The 20,165-nt window shown below is 69.6% G+C and carries 20 protein-coding genes; 7 read left to right on the forward strand and 13 right to left on the reverse strand.

Annotated elements, in window-relative coordinates:
• The 5 genes from AADI75_RS07060 to AADI75_RS07080 form a co-directional block, all read right to left on the reverse strand.
• The coding region (locus AADI75_RS07060; protein WP_341208337.1) for a cation:dicarboxylase symporter family transporter at positions 1 to 989 on the reverse strand (989 nt) is incomplete at its 3' end.
• A 196-nt stretch (positions 990 to 1,185) separates the two neighbouring features.
• Positions 1,186 to 2,151: an NAD(P)-dependent oxidoreductase gene (locus AADI75_RS07065; RefSeq protein WP_341208338.1), complete on the reverse strand. Its 966-nt coding sequence runs from the start codon at positions 2,149 to 2,151 to the stop codon at positions 1,186 to 1,188.
• On the reverse strand, positions 2,148 to 3,773 hold the full coding sequence (locus AADI75_RS07070; protein WP_341208339.1) for a GMC family oxidoreductase: 1,626 nt from the start codon (positions 3,771 to 3,773) through the stop codon (positions 2,148 to 2,150). The genes AADI75_RS07065 and AADI75_RS07070 overlap by 4 nt, the downstream gene beginning before the upstream one ends.
• Before the next feature lie 103 nt (positions 3,774 to 3,876).
• Positions 3,877 to 5,031, reverse strand: coding sequence for an SGNH/GDSL hydrolase family protein (locus tag AADI75_RS07075; RefSeq protein ID WP_341208340.1), 1,155 nt, complete (start codon positions 5,029 to 5,031; stop codon positions 3,877 to 3,879).
• Between the two features lies 1 nt (position 5,032).
• Complete coding sequence (locus AADI75_RS07080) at positions 5,033 to 5,299, reverse strand: hypothetical protein (RefSeq protein WP_341208341.1); 267 nt, start codon at positions 5,297 to 5,299, stop codon at positions 5,033 to 5,035.
• 189 nt (positions 5,300 to 5,488) lie between these two features.
• On the opposite strand from AADI75_RS07080, the gene AADI75_RS07085 reads away from it, so the two are divergent.
• On the forward strand, positions 5,489 to 7,636 hold the full coding sequence (locus AADI75_RS07085; protein WP_341208342.1) for a metallophosphoesterase family protein: 2,148 nt from the start codon (positions 5,489 to 5,491) through the stop codon (positions 7,634 to 7,636).
• A gap of 18 nt (positions 7,637 to 7,654) precedes the next feature.
• Here AADI75_RS07085 and AADI75_RS07090 read toward each other — a convergent pair whose 3' ends face one another.
• Genes AADI75_RS07090 through gnd form a run of 4 tightly spaced genes read right to left on the reverse strand, consistent with a single transcriptional unit; the run spans position 7,655 to position 10,512 of the window.
• A complete protein-coding gene (locus AADI75_RS07090) occupies positions 7,655 to 7,978 on the reverse strand; it encodes a hypothetical protein (protein ID WP_341208343.1) in 324 nt (107 codons plus the stop codon).
• A 4-nt stretch (positions 7,979 to 7,982) separates the two neighbouring features.
• Entirely contained in the window at positions 7,983 to 8,729 is a 747-nt protein-coding gene (locus tag AADI75_RS07095) for an HAD-IIB family hydrolase (RefSeq protein WP_341208344.1), read from the reverse strand.
• The gene (locus AADI75_RS07100; protein ID WP_341208345.1) at positions 8,726 to 9,532 is read right to left on the reverse strand and encodes a Cof-type HAD-IIB family hydrolase; all 807 of its coding nucleotides are present in this window, start codon (positions 9,530 to 9,532) and stop codon (positions 8,726 to 8,728) included. Before AADI75_RS07100 ends, AADI75_RS07095 begins: the two co-directional genes overlap by 4 nt.
• Complete coding sequence (gnd, locus tag AADI75_RS07105) at positions 9,532 to 10,512, reverse strand: phosphogluconate dehydrogenase (NAD(+)-dependent, decarboxylating) (RefSeq protein ID WP_341208346.1); 981 nt, start codon at positions 10,510 to 10,512, stop codon at positions 9,532 to 9,534. The genes AADI75_RS07100 and gnd overlap by 1 nt, the downstream gene beginning before the upstream one ends.
• An 83-nt stretch (positions 10,513 to 10,595) precedes the next feature.
• Here gnd and wecB point away from each other — a divergent pair, with 83 nt between their 5' ends.
• Both wecB and AADI75_RS07115 read left to right on the forward strand, forming a co-directional pair.
• On the forward strand, positions 10,596 to 11,735 hold the full coding sequence (gene wecB, locus AADI75_RS07110; RefSeq protein ID WP_341208347.1) for a UDP-N-acetylglucosamine 2-epimerase (non-hydrolyzing): 1,140 nt from the start codon (positions 10,596 to 10,598) through the stop codon (positions 11,733 to 11,735).
• Between the two features lie 57 nt (positions 11,736 to 11,792).
• Positions 11,793 to 12,599: a sulfite exporter TauE/SafE family protein gene (locus tag AADI75_RS07115; protein ID WP_341208348.1), complete on the forward strand. Its 807-nt coding sequence runs from the start codon at positions 11,793 to 11,795 to the stop codon at positions 12,597 to 12,599.
• An 86-nt stretch (positions 12,600 to 12,685) separates the two neighbouring features.
• Here the strand turns inward: AADI75_RS07115 and AADI75_RS07120 are convergent, their stop codons facing one another.
• The 3 genes from AADI75_RS07120 to ubiA all read right to left on the reverse strand — a co-directional run bounded on the left by AADI75_RS07120 (position 12,686) and on the right by ubiA (position 15,803).
• Entirely contained in the window at positions 12,686 to 13,492 is an 807-nt protein-coding gene (locus tag AADI75_RS07120; RefSeq protein ID WP_341208349.1) for a 3'(2'),5'-bisphosphate nucleotidase CysQ, read from the reverse strand.
• Positions 13,485 to 14,831, reverse strand: a complete 1,347-nt coding sequence (locus AADI75_RS07125) for a TldD/PmbA family protein (protein ID WP_341208350.1) — start codon at positions 14,829 to 14,831, stop codon at positions 13,485 to 13,487. The genes AADI75_RS07120 and AADI75_RS07125 overlap by 8 nt, the downstream gene beginning before the upstream one ends.
• A gap of 63 nt (positions 14,832 to 14,894) precedes the next feature.
• A complete protein-coding gene (gene ubiA / locus AADI75_RS07130; RefSeq protein ID WP_341208351.1) occupies positions 14,895 to 15,803 on the reverse strand; it encodes a 4-hydroxybenzoate octaprenyltransferase in 909 nt (302 codons plus the stop codon).
• Positions 15,804 to 15,987: 184 nt separating this feature from the next.
• Between ubiA and AADI75_RS07135 the strand changes: the two genes are divergently transcribed.
• From AADI75_RS07135 to AADI75_RS07150, 4 genes are all read left to right on the forward strand, one after another.
• Entirely contained in the window at positions 15,988 to 16,374 is a 387-nt protein-coding gene (locus AADI75_RS07135) for a DUF2147 domain-containing protein (RefSeq protein ID WP_341208352.1), read from the forward strand.
• Positions 16,371 to 16,535, forward strand: coding sequence for a hypothetical protein (locus tag AADI75_RS07140; protein ID WP_341208353.1), 165 nt, complete (start codon positions 16,371 to 16,373; stop codon positions 16,533 to 16,535). The genes AADI75_RS07135 and AADI75_RS07140 overlap by 4 nt, the downstream gene beginning before the upstream one ends.
• Entirely contained in the window at positions 16,535 to 17,275 is a 741-nt protein-coding gene (locus tag AADI75_RS07145; protein ID WP_341208354.1) for a 16S rRNA (uracil(1498)-N(3))-methyltransferase, read from the forward strand. Before AADI75_RS07140 ends, AADI75_RS07145 begins: the two co-directional genes overlap by 1 nt.
• Before the next feature lie 331 nt (positions 17,276 to 17,606).
• Entirely contained in the window at positions 17,607 to 18,980 is a 1,374-nt protein-coding gene (locus tag AADI75_RS07150; RefSeq protein ID WP_341208355.1) for a glutamate--cysteine ligase, read from the forward strand.
• 168 nt (positions 18,981 to 19,148) lie between these two features.
• On the opposite strand, the gene AADI75_RS07155 is transcribed toward AADI75_RS07150, so the two are convergent.
• Positions 19,149 to 20,135, reverse strand: coding sequence for an arabinan endo-1,5-alpha-L-arabinosidase (locus AADI75_RS07155; protein ID WP_341208356.1), 987 nt, complete (start codon positions 20,133 to 20,135; stop codon positions 19,149 to 19,151).
• Positions 20,136 to 20,165 lie beyond the last annotated feature (30 nt).

The following is a 20,165-nucleotide window of genomic DNA, read 5'->3' on the forward strand; positions in this document are numbered from 1 at the left end:
GCCTGCGCGATGAACAGCGCCGCCAGCGTCATGTAGATGTTGGTGCCGTCGAGGTTGAACGAATAGCCGGTCGGGACGACCAGTCCGACCACGCCGCGGTCGCAGCCGGCGGCCTCCAGCTTGGTGAGCAATCCGGGCAACGCCGGCTCCGACGAGGAGGTGCCGAGCACCAGCAACAACTCGCCCTTGAGATAGGCGATCAGCCGCAGGATCGAGAAGCCGTGCAACCGCGCCACGATGCCGAGGATGCCGAACACGAACAGCGCCGAGGTGAGATAGAAGGTCGCGACCAGGCCGCCGAGATTGACGAGGCTGCCGACGCCATATTTGCCGACGGTGAAGGCGATCGCGCCGAACGCACCGAGCGGGGCGACGCGCATCAGGATCGCGACGACGCGGAACACGACGATGTTGAGTCGCTCGATCAGGTCGAGGATCGGGGCGGCGGGCGCGCCGACCAGGCTGAGCGCGACGCCGAACAGGATCGCGACCAACAGCACCTGCAGGATGTTGCCTTGCGTCAGTGCCGAGATCAACGTGTCGGGAATGATGTTGAGCAGGAAGCCGGTCAGCGTCGTGTCATGCGCCTTGGCGGCATAGTCGGCGACCGCCCCGGTATCGAGCGTGGCGGGATTGATGTTCATCCCCGCGCCCGGCTGGACGACATTGGCGACGATCAACCCGACGATCAACGCGAGCGTCGAGAAGAACAGGAAATAGCCGAACGCCTTGCCGGCGACGCGCCCGACCGCACTCAATTCGCGCAGCCCGGCGATCCCGCTGACCAGGGTCAGGAAGATGACCGGGGCGATGACCATCTTCACCAGCTTGATGAAACCATCGCCGAGCGGCTTCAGCGCCGCGCCGAGCTGCGGATAGAAATGGCCGAGGATCGCGCCGGCGACGATCGCGATCAGAACCTGGACGTAGAGATGATGGTGAAGGCGGCGGGGGCCTTCGGCCTCGGGGGGAATGATGGTGCTGTGCATAACCTCTCCTCGCGTCCGCATGCAGCGAACGTCTTGAGGGTGAGGCTAACGCAGATCGTGGGCGGGGCGAAGCATCCCCTAACGGATCAGTAAACCACTGTTATTACGCGGTATTCCTCGTTTCAGCCATGCCCGGTTGCCGGAGATGTGCGGATCGCCGCCAGCGTGAGGACCCGGCTGTGCCATAATCCGCACGTTAGGGTCGTCCGGCGCGCTCCCAGGCGGCGATGTCGGCGATCCCGTCCGCCACGCTGATCCGCGGGGTGAAGCCGGTCGCCTGCATCCGGTCGATCGCATATCGAACCGAGGTGCGAAACCGGGCGACCTCGTCATGCGAGGGGGTGCGCGCGACGAAGCGTTCGAGCGGATCGAGCGACACGCCGGCCCGTCCTGCGGCGGCCCCGATCGCCTTGGCCAGCTTGCGTGCCGCGAGCGTCGGTGCGCCCGGTAGCGAACCGGTGCCGACCGGCGCCTGCACTGCGTCACGCAGCGCCTCCAGATAGGTGTGCCACGTCGGAATGTCGGCGCCGTTGACGTTGAAGGTGCCCGAGACCGGCGTGGCGCTGGTGGCGAGATGCGCGATGAACCCGGCGAGATCGTCGACATGGATCAGATTGGCATCGCCGCGTCCGGCGTCGCCGAGCACCGGCCAGCCGTCGTGCAGGCGGTCAAGATAGGCGGTGGTCCACGCCGCGCTCCGCGGGCCGTAGATTAGGGTCGGGCGCAGGATCGCGACCGCCAGCGCGCCGCCCGCCTGCGCGCAGGCCGCCTCGGCGGCGACCTTCGCCGCGCCATAGGTGCCGTGCGGTCGGTCGGTCGGCGCGTTCTCGTCGATCGTGCCGGTGACATCGCCATAGACCGCGACCGAGCTGAGCTGGATGAAGCGCTTCACCCCGGCGGCGCGGGCGGCGGCCAGCGTGTTGCGCGTGCCGTCGACGATGACGCGGGTGTCGCGTGGGCCGCCGACCGCGGTGTGGACGACGGTTTCGATCCCCGGCATCGTCACCGCCAGCGCCTTGGGCTCCAGCACATTGAGCGCGGTGCCGCCCGGCGGGGGGCGGCGATAGCCGGCGACGACCGGAACGCCCGCTGCCTGCAGCGCCGCGACGACGCGTTGCCCGACGAAGCCGCCCGCGCCCGTCACCAGCACCGTGCCCGTCATGCGTGCCGCTCCTTGAGATGATCCGCGAGCCGCAGCGCCAGCGCGATCGCGGTCAGCGTGGGATTGGCCTGGCTCGACGTCGGCGTGACCGACGCACTCGCGACATAGAGGTCGGCGACGCCGTGCACCCGGCAGTCGCGATCGACCACGCCGTCGCGCGGACTGTCGGACATGCGGGTCGTGCCGCTGTGATGTCCGCCGTAAGCCGCCGAGTCGAGCAGCGCGTCCTCCAGCGCCGCTTCGTCATAGTCGAGCGTGCCGGTCCCGGTGCGCACCAGCTCGTCACGGATCAGCCGGTAGGTGGCGCGCGCCGAGTCGAAGTCGGCCGGGGCGACGCGCCAGTCGACGTGGAGACGGCGCATCCCCAAGGCGTCGCGCTCCGCCGACAGGGCGACGCGGCTGTCCCAGTTCGGCGATTGCTCGCTGACGAACTCGAACGGATAGCGATTGTCGCGCGACGGCAGCGCGATCGACGGGATGCGCCGCGACGCCAGATAGCGCTTCACGCCCCAGGTGCGAACGAAGTTGAACAACTGCACCGGATGGCGCGCAATATTGCCGACATGGCGCAGATACGGGCCGAGCGACCGATCGGCCTCGCGTGCGGCGCGGCTGTATTCGTATTTCACCGCAAAGGCGGCGAGGAACATCAGCGACAATACCGGATCGCCGTGCGCCGGATCGTTGGCATCGCGGATGTGCAGCCGCACGGTGCTGTTGAGCAATTGCCGCGCGCGCTGCGCCGCGGGCGTGGGGGCCAGCCGGCGGCGGATGTAGATCCCCTCCGCATCGCGCTCGTAATCGAAGCCGATCGTCTTGGGATCGCCGGTGAAATGCGCCATGCCGAACGTCGCGGCGAGATGACACATATAGCCGCGTCCGAGCCAGCCGCCGGCGTTGCCGGGGCCGTCGGGCAGCACGTCGTCGGAGGCCAGCAGCAGGCGCGCTGTTTCCAGCCCACCCGCGGCCAGCACGTAATTCGTCGCGCGGATCGGCCAGTTGCTGCCGTCCGGCGCGCGCACCTCGAGATGGTCGACGCTGTTGCCGTCGGCGGCGAGCCGGATCGCGGTGACCGGCGCATGGGTGACGACCCGGACGTTCGGCGCGGCGGTCAGTTGCTGGCCGTAGCGTGTCCAGAAATTGGTCGGGCGGCTGAAGCGTTCGACCGTTGTATGAAGCGTGTCGCCTTCAAGGCCGGGGACGATCGGCGCGGAGGGCATATGGTCGAACGCGCCCGCCTCCGCCGCCTCCATCGCGGCGGGATAGTGAAGCGCGACCTCGTCATAGCCGATCGGCCAGCCCGAATGCGCGACCCACGGCCGCGGCTCGAAGTCGATCGGATCGAACGGGATCGAACGGCCGCCCCACAGCGCGGTCGTGCCGCCCAGCGCGCGCACGCGGTACGTGTCGAGCGGCCAGTGGACGCGCGGATCGGCGACCTGCCCGGCATAGGCGTCCTGCACGGCGGGATCGGCGTTCGGCCCGCCAGCCTCCAGCACCAGCACCTCGAGCCCCAGCGCGGCGCAGCGCGCGGCGAGCGTGAGGCCAGCCGCCCCCGATCCGACGATGCAGACGTCGGCCGGGGCGGGCGGGGCGGTCAATTCGCTGGCATCGGCGCGCACGCTGTCTCCTCCGGGCTCTGCCGGCAGGGCGTAGCATGGTGCGGCGCGGGAGCAAGTATTGCGGCTCCGCCCCCAAAGGGCGGAGCCGTGTCATTTTGGGCGGTTAGAGGATCGCGCGCGCGATCGCCGCGGCCTGGACGTCATAGGCCCAGGCGGCTTCGTGCAGGCTGTCGGCGAACGCCCCGCTCGCCTGCGCGATGGCGCGCCCGCCCAGCATCGCCTCCTCGTCGATGAAGAGGCATTCGTTGTCGAGCGCGAGCGCGCGCAGCGCGCTGCGCCACTGCGCGCGGTTCGCGTCGCTGCCGCCCGCCGCGCCGACGCCGCCGACCGCGGGCCACGTCAGGATCACGCTGCCGCTCGGCCGCGCCTGCTGGACGATCGTGCGGATGTTCGCCAGCCACGTCGTTATGGCCAGCCCCTGCGCGCTGTCGTTCGTGCCCAGATTCACGATCGTCAGATGCGGTGCGTACGTGGCGAGCGCATTGGCGGGGGAGAATGCGTTCGTCATGTCCGCCTGGAAGCCGGAGACGACGCCATAGACGCCGAAATTGACGATCTCGACGCCGGGGCGCGTGCTGTCCCAGGCGATCATCCCCGCCAGTTGCAGATTGCCCGCCGTGCCGGTGCGCGCGATCGCGATCGGTGCGGCGTCGCGGGTGGCGAAGGTCGCCTCCAGTCGGGCGAAGCCGCCGCTCGCCCCCGACGGCGTCAGGGTCACGCTTTCGCTGCCCTTGGTCACCGTGAAGGCGGGCCGGTCGCTGCCGTTGCGGACGAAGACCGAGCAGCGATCGACCGGCCCGCCGGGCTGGAACTGCCCGGGATTGGCGTTGCCCGCGCTCATCATCGCGCCGCCCAACGAATTGCTGCCCCCGCCCCAGCCGGCGAAGCCGCTGCGGCGCGGATCGTAGGCGAGGACGTCGGCGATGCTGCCGAAGCCGGCACAGCCGAAGAAGGCGTCAGTGCGGGTGGTGAGCCCGGCCGCCGCGAGCAACGCCGCGACCCGCGCCGGGCGCGACCGGGCGAAGGCGCCGACGGTGAAGGTGCTCCCGGTGCCCGCGCCGGCCCCGACCGTCTTGCTGTCTCCGACGAAGGCGATGCGCGCGACGTCGCTCATGCCGCTGCGCACGCGGCCGCGCGCCGCCGCCCAGCCGAGCAGCGCGGTCGTCGAGGGTGCCTCGACCGTCGGCACGGGGGCGCCCAGCCGCGCCAAGGCGGCGGCGGTGACCGCGCCGCCGATCGATCCCGAGGTTCGCGTCATCTCAGGCCTCCGCGATCAGATGGGTGGCGGTGGTGCCGGTAGCGCGGACATAAAGCGCGCGTACCGCGACGTAGCTGGCGTCGGGAAGGTTACGGTAGGTGACGTCCTCGCTTCCCTCGACGCCGCGCAGCACGATCGTGCCGCCGCCGCCGACATAGATGCCGCGGGGTACGCTGGGCAGCGGCGCGGTGTCGTCGGGCTGGATCGGATAGGGCGCGGTCGAGGGCGCGCTGGCACTGTCGCTGCTGTTCTGGAACTTGTCGGGCATGTCGTCGTCCTCCTGCTGTCGAGAACGTTCCCTTTATGTTCGGGATGGGCTTGTAGGACAGCCCCGTGTCGTGCCGCGATGGGAGCGCCTTTTTCGGTTGGCGGTCGATCGCTTACCCTTTAGCGTTGCGGCGGTGACGGATCGCCCGGCGATCCGCCGGTTCGCCATGCCCAGGGATTGCGTAACACGATGGCACGATCGCTGACCCTCGACTCTGCCCCGATCGAGGGCACGGAGCGCGCCGCGCGCGCGCCGGCCGAGCGCCGCTCGCGCAACGATGCGCCCGCCGCGCCGCCGAGCTTCGAAGACAAGGTGGTGCTCGCGATCTTCGCGGTCGGGCTGATCGGCAACGTGGTGCTGCAGAAGATCGCTTTGCCGCTGAAGGCCGGCGGGTTCGTGCCGCTGGTGCTGCCGCTGTTCGTCGCGGCGATCGCGCTGGGGCCGATCCTGATCCGGCCGAAGTTCGACGCGGTGCGGATCGGCGGCTTCTTCCTCGCCTTCATCGTCGCGTCCTTCTCCACCTTCTTCCTGGCGCCGCGCTACAGCGCGTCGAGCCTGATGCTGTTCGCCGCGCTCTATGCGCCGTTCATGATCCAGTATGAGACCAGCGCCGCGAATTACCGGCGCTGCATGAACCTGTTCATCACGCTGATGCTGGGATATGTCGGTGTCACGCTGGCGCAGCACATGATCCAGCTCGCGATCTCGTGGCGGGCATGGCCCAACCTGAACCTGCTGCTGCCCAAGGCGTGGCTGATTCCGGACTACGTCTATATCCAGCCGATCATCTACGGCTCCCGCTACATGAAGCCCAACGCGGTGAGCTTCCTCGAAGTGTCGCTCCTGTCGCAGTTCATCGCGCTGGCGCTGGCGTTCGAGCTGACGTTGTTCCGCCGTCCGATCCGGTTGATCGTGCTGGCGGCCGGACTGCTGATGACGATGGCGGGCACCGGCGCGCTGCTGATGGCGCTGACGCTGCCGGTGCTGCTGGGGCGGATGCGGATGCGCAACGCGGTCGTCATGCTCGCGATCCTGCTGGTCGTGTGCGTGATCGCGTTCCGGCTGGGATGGTTCGACATCGTCAGCACGCGCATGGACGAATACAAGCACAACGGCACCAGCGCCAACATGCGCTTCATCCTGCCGCTGGAGCGCTTGCTGGAGTTCCTGCACGATCCGAAAGGATTGATCGCCGGGATCGGCGCGGGGCAGATCGAGAAGGGCGGCAACTTCATCTGGTGGCCGTTCGTCAAGACGGCGATCGAATATGGCCTGGTCAGTGCGATCCTGTTCTACGCATGGGTGATCTACTGCCTGTTCCGGCGCGCGCCGCAGGGGGCGATCGCGTTCGTGCTGATCGTGTGGTTCTCGTTCGAGGGCACGCTGCTGACCGCGCACAACGTGCTGTCGCTGGTGATGTTCGGGACGTTGCTGCGCATCGCGCCCGAGGACTCGCTGCGCCGGCGCAGACAGGAGCCGAAGCCGCAGCCGGATGGCCCGCCGCTGCCGCTCGCGACGACGACGCCCCATCCGGGCCGCACGCCGGTTCCCGACTCGGTGTCCGAGCCGGTGCCCGCCGGCGACGTGAGCGGCGCGGCGCTGGTGCGCGTGCTCGGCACCCCCGACAGCGGCGGCCGGCTGATCTATGCGGTCGGCGACCTGCACGGGCGCGTCGATCTGTTCGACCGGCTGATCGCGCGTATACGCGACGACATCGCGGCGCATCCGGGCGGCTACGACGGCAAGCCGATGGTGGTGCTGCTGGGCGACTATATCGACCGCGGCCCCGCATCGGCGCAACTGATCGACCGCATTCTCGCGCTGCGCGAGGACGAGACGATCGAATGGCGTGCGGTGCTCGGCAATCACGAGGATGCGATGGTCGCGTTCCTCGACGCGCGCAGCAGCGGGCAGAGCTGGGGACGGCATGGTGGCGCGACGACGCTCGCCTCCTATGGCATCGCGGCCCCCGATACGCCCGAGGGCTGGGACGCGACCCGCGAGCAGTTGCGTGCGGTGGTGCCGGCGACGCATGACGCGTGGCTGCGCGGGCTCGATCATTACATCGTGCAGGGCGGGCTGATCTTCGTCCATGCCGGGCTGCGCCCCGGCGTGCCGCTGGAGAAGCAGCGGATGAAGGACATCCTCTATATCCGCGAGGAGTTTCTCGGCGCGCCGGTCGATAGCGACCTGCTGATCGTGCACGGCCATACGCCGCAGGACGAGGCGTATGGCGCGCCGGGGCGGATCTGTCTCGACAGCGGTGCCTATGCGACGGGCGTGCTGACCGCGGCGCGCTTCGACGGCGGGCCGGTCAAGCTGCTGACGTCGCGATAAGCGGCTGACCCGGCGGCGTCAGCGCCGCCGGACCGGGCGCATCGGACGCAGCCGGACCGCGAGGCAGATCACGGTCGGCCAGAACAAGGTGTTGATGACGTCGGGGATCGTGTCCCACCACCGCCAGCTATGATAGTGGAGCCGGTCGAGCACCTCGTTCGCCAGCTCGGCCGCCGCCACCACCGACAGCGGGATGAACGTGCCGAGCGAGCGGCGCGTGACGATCCGCGCGATCATCAGCACCGCCATCCCGGCGTGGATGTGCAGGACCGTGTCGGTGGTACCGGTGCCGTCGCCGATCGCGTTGATGAAGCGGGCGTACAGCCCCGGTACGTCGATCACCGGGTTACTTCTGGCAGGCGACGATCGCGGTCACGACGCTGATGGTTTCCTGCGGATCGCGGACCCGCACGCAATCGACCCCGGCCTCGTGCGCGGGATAGTCGTTGCCGCCCGGGAAGATCGCGTCGCCGATGAACAGCATTTCCGACAGCTCGAACCCGCTCTCCTTGGCGAGCCTGCGCAGGCCATAGCCCTTGTCGACCCCCTCGCGGGTGATGTCGATCGAGGTCGCTCCGCCCATGTTGATCGCCAGCCCCGGCAGCCGCTGGCGCAGGTCGGCCTGGATCACCTTGCGCTTGGCAAAGTCCGGGTCCCAATGTTCCTTGGCCTCGATCGGCGCTTCCTGGCCGAGCGCGGAGAAGGTGATCTGGCTGCCGCGATCCTCGATCCGCTCGCCCCAGGTCTGTTCGGGGACGAAGCCCGTCGCCTCGAGCGACTCACCGAAGGCGGTGATGATCTTCTGCTTTTCGGCGTCGTCGAACAGCTCGGCATAGACCGTCTGCCACGCGCCATGCTTGTGGACATAGAGCTTGGTGCCGGTGGTCGGCATCAGCCACAGCCGCGAACGGTCGGCGCGTTCGGGCAGGCGGCTGGCGACCTGCTTCTCGAACTGCGGCCAGTCGCCGCCAGAGATCACCGCGACGTCGGCGACCGTCAGCAGATCGGCCAGCGTCTCGCCCATATCGTCCTTCAGCGGTTGCTTGCTGAGCGCGAGCGTGCCGTCGAGGTCGAAGGCGACGAGCTTCTTCATTCGGTATCTCCGCGGGGAAGGATGATCGTTTCGATGGCGTGCGCTACGCCATCTTCGTCGTTTGCGCGAGTGGTGGCGTGCGCCTTCGCCTTCACCGCGTCGGGCGCATTGCCCATCGCGATCGACAGCCCGGCGCGCGCCAGCATCGGCAGGTCGTTGGCCTGATCGCCGATCGCGACGGTGTCGGCAAGATCGACCTGCAACGCATCGGCCAGCGCGGCGATGCCGTCGCCCTTGTTCGCGGCGCGTGCGGTGACGTCGAGATAATAGGTCTGCGACTGTGCAACGGTCGCGTCCTTGCCGTAGCGGGCGTGAACGCGTTCGTAGAGCGAGCGGAGCGCCGCCTCGTCATCGCTGACGAACGTGATCTTGTCGGCATGGTCGAGCAGGTCGTCGAACGAGGCGACGACCACCGGCTCCTGCGCGCTGCTGCGGCGCTCGCTCGTCGTGTGCGGGCCGTCGCCGTTGCTGGCAAACCATCGGTCGTCGGCGAAGACCCAGGTGTCGACGCCGTCCGCCATCGCCATGACGCCGCGCGCGATGTCCGCCGGGATCGTGACGTGGCTGACGATCGTGCCGTCGCGCCGGAAGACGATCCCGCCGTTGAACGCCGCGACGTCGCCGTCCAGCCCAAGTGGTTCGAGCAGCGGGCGGATCCCCGACATCGGCCGCGCGCTGATGACCGTGAACGCAATCCCCGCCGCGCGCAGCCGGTCGACGGCGGCGATCGTGACGGGGGTGAGGTTCTTGTCCTTGTCGACCAATGTGCCGTCGAGATCCGACACCAACAAGCGGATCGCCATTATTGCGGCATCTCGACATGGCCGCCGAAGCCGAAGCGCATCGCCGACAGAACCTTTTCGCCAAAGGTATGTTCGACGCGGCTGCGATAGCGGGCGAACAGCGCGGTGGTGAGCACGTTGGCCGGCACCGCCTCCTCCATCGCCGCCTCGATCGTCCACTGGCCCTCGCCCGAGTCGGCGACGTTGCCGCTGAACTTCTCCAGCTTGCCATCGGCGGTGAGCGCGTCGGCGGTGAGATCGAGCAGCCACGACGAGATCACGCTGCCACGCCGCCACACCTCGGCGACATCGGCGAGATCGATGTCATAGCGTTGATCCTCGGGCAGTTTTTCGGAGGCCTTGCCCTTCAGGATGTCGAAGCCCTCGGCATAGGCCTGCATCAGCCCATATTCGATGCCGTTGTGGACCATCTTCACGAAATGGCCGGCACCGGCCGGGCCGGCATGAATATAGCCGTTCTCCGCGCGCGAATCGGCGTCGTCCTTGCGGCCGACGGTGCGCGGGATCGTGCCCATGCCGGGGGCGAGGGCAGCGAAAATCGGGTCAAGATCTTTGACGACCTGCTCGGGGCCCCCGATCATCATGCAATAGCCGCGTTCGAGCCCCCAGACACCCCCCGACGTGCCGACGTCGACATAGTGGATGCCCTTTTCGGCGAGCGCCTTCGCGCGGCGAATATCGTCCTTGTAGAAGCTGTTACCGCCGTCGATCACCACGTCGCCGGCGCTGCCGCCCGCCGCAATCTGGTCGACCATCCCATCGGTGATCGCGCCGTGCGGCAGCATCACCCACCAGATCGCCGGACTGCCCGCCCTGGCGCGCGCATCGTCGACCGAATTGGCCGCGATCGCGCCATCGGCGACAAGCTTTTCAACGGCTTGCGCGTCGCGATCGAAGGCGACGATCTCGTGTCCGGCCCTCATCAGGCGGCGTGCCATGTTGCCGCCCATCCGGCCGAGGCCGATCATCACCAGTCGCATTGCAAACTCCCTCGCTGGCCGCTTAATCACCCGACCATGCGTCAGGTTCCGCTGGCGCAACAACCCCTGGGAGTGCCCGCGCGTTGCATCGGCCCCGCTTGCTCATCGTCTTCGGGACACGACCGGAGGCGATAAAGATGGCGCCGGTGATCGCCGCGTTGCGCGATCGGCCGCAAATCGCCACGCGCGTGCTGGCGACGGGGCAGCATCCGATGCTGCTGAAGCAGGCGCTGGACGCGTTCGGGATCGTTCCGGACGTGAACCTGACGCTGACGCGGGCGGGCGGATCGCTCGATGCCGCCCTGGCGCAATTGCTGGTCGGGATCGGCGGCGCGATCGAACGCGAGCAACCGCAGCGGGTGGTGGTGCACGGCGACACGCTGACGACGCTGGCCGCCACGCTGTCGGCGCACCTGCGCGGGATCCCCGTCGCGCATGTCGAGGCGGGGTTGCGGAGCGGCGATCTGTCCGCGCCGTGGCCCGAGGAGGGCAGCCGGCGGGTCGCAGGGGTGATGGCCGACCTGCACTTCGCGCCCACCGCAGCGGCGATGGCGGCGTTGCGCGCGGAGAACGTGCCGGCGGCGGCGACCCACCTGACCGGCAACACGGTGGCGGACGCGCTTTGCGCCATTCGGGCGCGGATCGCGGCGGAGCCGGCATTGACCGCCGCGGTCGCGCCGGTGCTGGCGCGTTTCGAGGCCAAGCGGATCGTGACCGTCACCGTGCACCGACGCGAAAACCTTGGTGCGCCGCTGCACGGGATCGCCGAGGCCATTGCGCGGCTCGCGATGCGGGACGACATCGGCATCGTCGTGCCGCTCCATCCCAACCCGGCGGTGGCGGCGCCATTGTCGGCGCGGCTGGCGGGATGCGACCGCGTCGCGCTGATCCCGGCGCTCGACTATCCGGCGTTCGTGCGGCTGATGGCGGCGAGCACGGTGGTCCTCACCGATTCGGGCGGCGTGCAGGAGGAGGCCCCCACACTGGGCGTGCCGGTGCTGGTGTTGCGCGACGTCACCGAGCGGCGCGAAGGCGTGATGGCCGGGGGCGTGCTGGTGGTCGGGACCGATGCCGCGCGCATCGCCGCCACGGCGGGTGACGTGCTCGACGACGCGCAGGCCTATGCCGCGATGGCAGTGGCGCGCGATTGCTATGGCGACGGACAGGCGGCGCGGCGGATCGCCGATGTCCTGCTGGCCGCGATGACGGGCGGGACGGGTTGAGCCATCGTCGCCCCAAGCTTTTCTGCGCTTGCTCCGGGCACGAGCCTCGGCGCAGGTATGGCCGATGAACGGGGGCAGGCAGCTTTGGACGCGCTGAGCACGCTGGCGGGATTTCTGGTCGGCACGATCGTCGGGCTGACCGGGGTCGGCGGCGGATCCTTGATGTCGCCGCTCCTGATCCTGCTGTTCGGGGTCGCGCCGACGACGGCGGTCGGCACCGATTTGTGGTTCGCCGCCATCACCAAGATCGTCGGCGGGACGATGCATCACCGGCAGAACAACGCCGACTGGGCGATCGTCAGGCGCTTGTGCTGGGGCAGCCTGCCGGCGGTGGCGATCACCTTGTGGTGGCTGTCGAGCCACGGGCACAAGGCGGAGAGCAACGGGCTGATCGTGCACGTGCTGGGGGCGACGCTGGTGCTCTCCGCCGTGCTGACGCCGTTCCGGGCGACGCTGGCGCGGCGGTTCGCACGTGCCGAGGGGGCGCGGACCGAGGCGATGCTGCGCTGGCAGCCGTGGCTGACCGCGGCGGCGGGGGCGTTGCTGGGGACGCTCATCACGCTCACTTCGGTGGGGGCGGGCGCGCTGGGGGCGACGTTGCTGCTGATGCTGTACCCGTTCCGGCTGAACGCCAAGCGGCTGGTGGGGACGGACATCCTTCATGCGGTGCCGGTCGCGCTGATCGGCGGGATCGGTCATGCCGTGATCGGGAACATCAATCTGCCGCTGCTGGGGTCGCTGCTGCTCGGGTCGGTGCCGGGCGTGATCCTGGGGGCCAGGCTGACCGACCGGCTCCCCGAGCGGGTGGTGACACCGGCGCTGGCGGTGGTGCTGCTGATCGTCGGGGTGCGGTTGTTGATGTAGTTTGGCCGGCGCTGCGAGCGCTCGCAATGACGATCGGGCGAAGGAAGCGGGATCCCGGATCAAGTCCGGGATGACGGCAGGAGGCTTTAGCCCAGCGCCGCCTTCACGCGGTCGGCGAGGCGGAGGATCGCGGCGTCGTGGATGCCGGCGGTGCTGACGAGCACGCCATAGGCGCGCGGATCGGGCTTGTTGAATACGAGGGGCGCGCCGAGCGCGTCGCTGACCGAGGCTCCCGCCGCGCTCGCCACCAGCACCGCGGCGGCGATATCCCATTCGTTGCCCCAGCGCAGCGTTGCGACCAGATCGGCTCGGTCGGCGGCGACCATCGCGACGCGCAGCGCGATCGAATTGGGCTTTTCGACCGCGGTCAGGTCACGATCGACCTTGGGCAGCGCGTCGACGGGGACGCGCGCGCCGGGCAGGGAGGCGCGTCCCCCGGCGGCGAGGCGCACGCCGTTGCGGGTCGCGCCGCCGGGCGCGGTGGCGCACCACACTTCCTCACGCGCGGGGGCGTCGAGCACGCCGATCACCGGGCGGCCGTCCTCGACCAGCGCGATCGACACGCACCAGCCGGCGCGCCCGCGGATATAGTCGCGCGTGCCGTCGATCGGATCGACCACCCAGACGCGGCGGCACGCCAGCCGGTCGGCATTGTCGGCGGTTTCCTCCGACAGCCAGCCGGCATCGGGCAGCAGTGCGCCGAGCCGCGCGCGGAGCATCCGATCGACGTCGAGGTCGACCTCGCACACCGGGCTGCCCTCCGCCTTCTCCCAGCGCGCGAAATCGGTGCGCCACCGCGCGAGCGCCATCTGCCCGGCGTCGCGCGCGACCGCGACGACCGCCTCGACCAGACCGGGGTCGGGGGCGAGAGCAGGAGCGGCGGGATCAGCCACCGGCGACCGTCATCCCGTCGATGCGCAGCGTCGGTACGTTCACCCCCTGCCGGAACACGAGATCGTTGGCGGGGGTGAGCGCGCGGTACATGGTGAGCAGATTGCCCGCGATCGTGAAGCCGGCAACCGGCGCGACGATTTCGCCGCCGCGGATCGCGAAGCCCGCCGCGCCGCGGCTATAGTCGCCGGTGACGGGGTTGACGCCCTGTCCGATCAATTCGGTGACGTAGATGCCGTCCTCGATATCCTCGATCAGCGTCGCGACCGGCACCTTGCCCGCCTCCATATAGAGGTTGCTGGTCGATACGCCCGGTGCGCCGCCGATCCCGCGCGCGGCATGGCCGGTCGGCTCCAGCCCCAATTGCCGCGCCGAAGCGCTGTCGAGCAGCCAGCTTTCAAGCACGCCGTTCTCGATGATGGCGAGCGGCGAGACCGGCAGCCCCTCGCCATCGAACGGGCGCGAGCGCAGCCCGTGCGGACGGTGCGGATCGTCGCGGATCGTCACGCCGGGCGCGAACACCTCGGTGCCGAGCGAATCGAGCAGGAAGCTGGTGCGGCGGGTGATCGCACCGCCGGTGATCGCGCCGCTGAGATGCCCGAGCAGGCTGGCGCCGACGCGCGGATCGAAGACGATCGGCATCGTCCCGCTGCGCGCCACACCCGGATCGAGGCGGGCGACGGCGCGCTCGCCCGCGAGCCGACCGATCGCCTCGGGGGTGTCGAGATGCGCGAGATGGCGGGCGGAATGAAAGGCATAGTCGCGCTGCATCGCGCTGCCTTCGCCCGCGATCACGCTGGCGGAGACGCTGAACCCGGTGGTGGCGTAGCTGCCCGCGAAGCCGTGGCTGGTGGCGAGCGCCCAGACGCTTTCGGACGCCGCCGCGCCGCCGCCTTCGCTGTTGGTGACGCCGTCGACCGCGCGCGCGGCTTCCTCGGCAAGCAGCGCGGCGGTGCGGAGCTGCTCGGGGGTGCAGGCGTGGCGATCGGCGAGGTCGAGCGCCGGCGGGGTACCGTGGAGCAGCCGCTCCGGCGGGGCGAGCCCGGCCCAACGATCCTCGGGCGCTTCGCGCGCCATCGCCACCGCGCGTTCGACCAGCGCGTCCATCGCGGCGGACGACAGGTCGGAGGTCGAGACGCTGGCCGAGCGTTGCCCCACGAAGACGCGCAGGCCGAGGTCCTCGCCCTCCGAGCGGCCAATATCCTCGAGCTTGCCCAGCCGTACCGACACCTCGGTCGAGGCATTGGCGGCGAACACCGCATCGGCGGCGTCGGCGCCGGCGGCGGTGGCGCGGCGGACGATATCGTGGGCGCGGTCCTGCGCTTGGGGGGCTGTGAGCATAGGGTGGACTTAGGGGCGAAAGGTTGCGGTTGCCATATCGCGCAAGAGAACGCCGCCGCGGCGCTATTGGATGCGCGTTCCCACCGCGACGCAGGCGAGGAACATCAGCAGCCCGGCAGTACGGTTGCTGCGGAAGCGGTCGAGCGCGCCGTTGCCGTCATCGTCGCGCAAGGTCGCGACCTGCCAGAACAGCTGGAGCGCGAGCGGCGCGAGCGCGGCGAGGATCAGCGGATCGGCGCGCACCTGCCACAATGCCGCCGCCCAGAGCGCGAGCGCGAGCGCGTAGCAGGCGGTCACCCCGGCGCGGACGTGGCGGCCGAGCGCGAGCGCGGAGGAGCGGATGCCGACAAGCGCATCGTCCTCGCGGTCCTGCAACGCGTAGATCGTGTCGTAACCGACCACCCAGAAGATCGTGCCGGCGTAGAGCGTCAGGCCGGGGAGGGTGAGCGCGCCCCATGTCTCGGTCCAGCCGACCAGGGCCGCCCAGGAGAAGACCAGCCCCAGCCATGCCTGCGGCCACCAGGTGATGCGCTTCATGAACGGATAGGCGGCGACCGGCGCGATCGCGGCGAGCGAGACGATCGCGGCGGGCAAATGGAGCTGGAGCAGCACGACCAGCCCGATCAGGCAGAGCGCGAGCAGCCAGACCCACGCCGCCTTCGCCGACACCGCGCCGCTGGCGAGCGGCCGCGTGCGGGTGCGCGCGACGCTGGCATCGAGATCGCGGTCGACGATGTCGTTGTAGACGCATCCCGCGCCGCGCATCGCGATGCTGCCGATCAGCAGCCACAGGATCAGCGGCCAGCGCTCGACCACGCCGCCGGCGAGCGCGACGCCCCAGGCGCCGGGCCAGAACAGCAGCCACCAGCCGATCGGCCGGTCGAACCGCGCCAGCGACGCGAACAGCCGCGCGCGCGGCGGGAGCAGCGACAGGAGGCCGCGGTGCTGGGTGTCGGGGACGATGTCGGTCACGCGCGCCTCGATAGCGGGGTAGCGCGCGGGCGTCAGCGCCTATCGTGCGTGTCGGCGGCGTCCTGCACGCCGCCGGGGCGACAGCAGTACGGGGCAATGCGGAAGAAGGTGGGGGTGACCGGTTCACGCCACCGTCAGCCGTGCCTACATACGGTGAGACCGTTTTCACCCGAGGTTCGCGCGTATGTTGACCCTTCTCGCCCTGCTCGCCGCCGCCGCCACCGATCCGCTGGCGGGGACGTGGCGCAATGCCAGCGACAGCGTGCGGATCCGCGTCGCGCCGTGCCGCGGCGAGCCGGGGATGTGCGGGACGGTGGTGTCGGCGAGCGACAAGGCCAAGGACGATGCCGCAGCCGGCGGGACCGACCGGCTGGTCGGCACGTCGCTGTTCCGCGGGTTCGAGCGCGATGGCGACGGGACGTGGGCGGGGACGGTGTTCGTCCCCGATATCGGGCGCGAGGTCGATGGGACGCTCCAGCTCGACGGGCGCGACACGCTGGTCGCGCAGGGCTGCCTGTTCGCGGGCTTCGGGTGCAAGGAGCAGCGCTGGACCCGCGTCGCGCGCAAGTGATCCATCTGTCGGTCGCGATCGGCCGGTTTTTCGAGGCGCTGTTCTATGCCATTTTGCGCGTCGCCGGGGTGGTGACGGGCGTGGTGCTGGTCGTCGCATTGGCCGGCGCGCTGCTGTTGGCGATCGCGCGGCTGCTGATCGGACGGGGAAGGAAGAAATGATGGGGGCGGTGCCCGCCTGGCCGCCGCGCTCGACGCCGCGGCTGTTCGTCGAGACGGCGCTCGCGCCCGGTCCGCTGTCGCTGTCGGGGCCGCAGGCGCATTATCTGGTGTCGGTGATGCGTACGAAGCCGGGCGACCCGGTGAAGCTGTTCGACGATGCCAGCGGCGAATGGCTGGCGGTGGCGAGCGCGGTCGGCAAGCGCGACCTGACGCTCGACGTGCAGGAGCGGCTGCGCGAACGCGAGGCGGTGCCCGACCTATGGTTGGTCGCCGCGCCGCTCAAGAAAGGCCGCGTCGACTGGATGGCGGAGAAGGCGTGCGAGCTGGGCGTCGCGCGGCTGGTCCCGGTGGTGACGCGGCGCACGGTGGTCGACAAGCCGAATACCGAGCGGCTGCGCGCGCATATGATCGAGGCCGCCGAGCAATGCGGGCGCACCGCGGTGCCGGAGGTGGCGGAGATGGTGAAGCTGCCCGCGCTGCTGCGCGACTGGCCGGCGGAGCGCGCCTTGTTCTTCGCCGACGAACTGGGCGGAGAACCCGCGGCGGCGGCGATGCGCGCGCGACCGGGGCCGGCGGCGATCCTGATCGGGCCGGAAGGCGGGTTCGACGACGAGGAACGCACCGCGATCCGCGCGCATCCGGCGGCGGTGGGGATCGCGCTGGGGCCGCGCATTCTGCGCGCGGATACCGCGGCGGCCGCGGCGGTCGCGGTGTGGATGGCGGTGGCGGGGGACTGGTAGGCGGGAGGGGGGCACGCGAAGGCGCGAAGACGCGACGAAGAAGGGTGGTTCGCGCGGAGGCGCGGAGAACTTGCCTCCCTCGTCGCCCCGGACTTGATCCGGGGCTCCGCTACCTTTCTGGCGGTCGAAGTAAGAAGAAGCTGGATCCCGGATCAAGTCCGGGATGACGAACGTGGATAGGCGAACCGCGACTCCTGAACGGGAACGATGCCCTCGTCGCGTCTTCGCGTCTTCGCGTGAACGATACCTCGCGCGACCGAGCCTACCCGCTTTACCCATGCCAATCCGATCCACTCTAGCGCAGGTGTTCATCGCGGCGTAAGGCGCGGCCATGACGACCAAGACGGTTTCGGACACGCGCGCGAGCGCCATCGAATCGCGCGACGAATTGATCGCGCGCTTCGCCAGCGGGGAGAAGCCGGCGGAGCGCTGGCGGATCGGCACCGAGCACGAGAAGTTCGTCTACGCCACCGGCGACCATCACGCGCCGTCCTATGACGAACCGGGCGGCATCCGCGCCTTGCTGGGCGAGCTGGAACAGCATGGCTGGCGGCCGGTGGTGGAAGGCGGCAACGTCATCGCGCTGAGCGGGGCGGACGGGTCGGTCAGCCTGGAGCCCGCCGGGCAGTTCGAGCTGTCGGGCGCGCCGCTGGAAAACCTCCATCAGACCTGCGCCGAAACCGGACGGCATCTGGCGCAGGTGAAGGCGGCGGGCGAGAAGCTGGGGATCGGTTTCCTCGGGCTCGGCATGTGGCCCGACAAGACGCGCGCCGCGCTGCCGATCATGCCCAAGGGCCGCTATGCGATCATGCTGCGCCACATGCCGCGCGTCGGCACGATGGGGCTCGACATGATGCTGCGCACCTGCACGATCCAGGTGAACCTCGATTACGCCAGCGAAGCCGACATGGTGAAGAAGTTCCGCGTCGGGTTGGCGCTGCAACCGCTCGCCACCGCGCTGTTTGCCAATTCGCCGTTCACCGAAGGCAAGCCGAACGGCTTCCTGAGCTATCGCAGCCACATCTGGTCGGATACCGATCCGGCGCGGACCGGCATGCTGCCGTTCGTGTTCGAGGACGGCTTCGGCTATGAGCGATATGCCGACTACATGCTCGATGTGCCGATGTACTTCGTGTATCGCGACGGTCGCTATATCGACGCGGCGGGGCTGAGCTTCCGCGACTTCCTGCGCGGCGAACTGTCGGTGTTGCCCGGCGAGAAGCCGACCATCACCGACTGGGACGACCATCTGTCGACCGCCTTCCCCGAGGTGCGGCTCAAGACCTTTCTCGAGATGCGCGGTGCCGACGGCGGCCCGTGGAACCGGATCTGCGCCTTGCCGGCGTTCTGGGTCGGGCTGCTGTACGACGGCGCGGCGCTGGATGCGGCATGGGATCTGGTGAAACACTGGACGCTCGACGAGCGGCAGGCGCTGCGCGATGCGGTGCCGAAGCTGGGGCTATCCGCGCCGATCCCCGGCGGCGGGCAGTTGCGCGACATCGCGGGCGCGGTGCTCGACATCGCGCACGGCGGGCTGAAGGCACGCGCGCGGGTCAGCGCGGCGGGCGAGGACGAGACCGGGTTCCTGGAGCCGCTGCGCGAGATCGTGCGCGCGGGGAAGGTGCCGGCGGAGCGGTTGCTCGACCTGTATCATGGCGATTGGGGCGGCGACGTCTCGCGGGTGTATCGCGCGGCGAGTTTTTAGACCTTCTCCCCTCCCCTTCAGGGGAGGGGCCGGGGGTGGGGCGGTGTCTCACCGAGAGTGACGCTTGCGACTCCCCCACCCCAACCCGGTTGCAGGTAAACGATGCCCCGCATCGGTTAGGTCGTGCCGGGGGCACGACCGACCTGCAACTCCTAAAGGGGAGGGGCTTTATTCCGCGTGGGGCCAGCCTTCCGCGTCCCAGATCAGCCGCTGGATGCGCAACGTCGGCCTCCCGTTCCGCTGCGTGTCATAGGCGTGATAGACGATCCGGTCCCCGCCGGGCTGTTGCAGGACCGCATTGTGGCCACGCCCGACATAGCGGCTGCCGGTCTCTTGTCCGGAGGCGAGCACCGGCGTGCCCCCACCCTTCAGCATCGGCGTCCCGGCGCGATCGACATAGGGTCCGGCCGGCGCAGTCGCGCGGCCGACGACGGTGTTGTAGCTGCTCCTTGCCCCGCGGCAGCAGAAGTCGAACGAGGCGAACAGATAATAATAGCCGCCGTGGCGGATTACGAACGGTGCCTCGATCGCGCCGGGTGACGGACGCGCGGCGAGGCTGCGCAGCGGCGTGTCGGGGCGACGCAGCCCGGTGGCGGGGTCGAGTTCGATCAGCTTGATCCCGCTCCAGAAGCTGCCGAACGCCAGCCATTGCCGCCCATCGGCATCGGTGAACGCAGCCGGATCGATCGCGTTGTAGTCGTCGCCATCGGTCGAACGGATCACCGGCCCGCGATCGACCCAGTTCGCCGCCGGATCGCCGGGGTCGATCCGGGTGGCGGTGGCCAGACCGATCGCCGAGCGGTTCTTCCCGAAGGTGGAGAGCGAATAATAGAGGCGATATTCGCCCCGCGCGCGCGTGATATCCGGTGCCCACATGCCCTTGGTGCCCGGCACCGCCTGTTGCGCCCAGGCGGGCAGCGTGCGGAACGATGGGCCGGCTTGCGTCCAGTGGCGCAGGTCGGTCGAGACGCGCAACGGGAGCAGCCCGGCCGCATCGCCGACATGGCCGGTAGAAAACAGATAATAGCGTCCCCGCTCCGCCAGAATCGCCGGATCATGGACACGCTGGCTGGCCGCAGGGGGGTATTTTGGCGCACGTGCTGCCCCCGTCGCCAGCAATGCCGCGACCAATCCGCACCGGATGCTACCGCGCATCGGAAATGATGCGGCAATAGTCCGACATAT

Origin of the sequence: uncultured Sphingomonas sp., from assembly GCF_964021865.1 — a bacterium.
Taxonomy (GTDB): domain Bacteria; phylum Pseudomonadota; class Alphaproteobacteria; order Sphingomonadales; family Sphingomonadaceae; genus Sphingomonas.

Excerpts from the sequence above, each read along its gene's own strand:
- AADI75_RS07065 (WP_341208338.1), bottom strand. The coding sequence starts at position 2,151 with ATGACGGGCACGGTGCTGGTGACGGGCGCGGGCGGCTTCGTCGGGCAA.
- AADI75_RS07075 (WP_341208340.1), bottom strand. The coding sequence starts at position 5,031 with ATGACGCGAACCTCGGGATCGATCGGCGGCGCGGTCACCGCCGCCGCC.
- AADI75_RS07080 (WP_341208341.1), bottom strand. The coding sequence starts at position 5,299 with ATGCCCGACAAGTTCCAGAACAGCAGCGACAGTGCCAGCGCGCCCTCG.
- AADI75_RS07085 (WP_341208342.1), top strand. The coding sequence starts at position 5,489 with ATGGCACGATCGCTGACCCTCGACTCTGCCCCGATCGAGGGCACGGAG.
- AADI75_RS07095 (WP_341208344.1), bottom strand. The coding sequence starts at position 8,729 with ATGAAGAAGCTCGTCGCCTTCGACCTCGACGGCACGCTCGCGCTCAGC.
- AADI75_RS07100 (WP_341208345.1), bottom strand. The coding sequence starts at position 9,532 with ATGGCGATCCGCTTGTTGGTGTCGGATCTCGACGGCACATTGGTCGAC.
- gnd (WP_341208346.1), bottom strand. The coding sequence starts at position 10,512 with ATGCGACTGGTGATGATCGGCCTCGGCCGGATGGGCGGCAACATGGCA.
- AADI75_RS07115 (WP_341208348.1), top strand. The coding sequence starts at position 11,793 with ATGGCCGATGAACGGGGGCAGGCAGCTTTGGACGCGCTGAGCACGCTG.
- AADI75_RS07125 (WP_341208350.1), bottom strand. The coding sequence starts at position 14,831 with ATGCTCACAGCCCCCCAAGCGCAGGACCGCGCCCACGATATCGTCCGC.
- AADI75_RS07135 (WP_341208352.1), top strand. The coding sequence starts at position 15,988 with ATGTTGACCCTTCTCGCCCTGCTCGCCGCCGCCGCCACCGATCCGCTG.
- AADI75_RS07145 (WP_341208354.1), top strand. The coding sequence starts at position 16,535 with ATGGGGGCGGTGCCCGCCTGGCCGCCGCGCTCGACGCCGCGGCTGTTC.
- AADI75_RS07150 (WP_341208355.1), top strand. The coding sequence starts at position 17,607 with ATGACGACCAAGACGGTTTCGGACACGCGCGCGAGCGCCATCGAATCG.
- AADI75_RS07155 (WP_341208356.1), bottom strand. The coding sequence starts at position 20,135 with ATGCGCGGTAGCATCCGGTGCGGATTGGTCGCGGCATTGCTGGCGACG.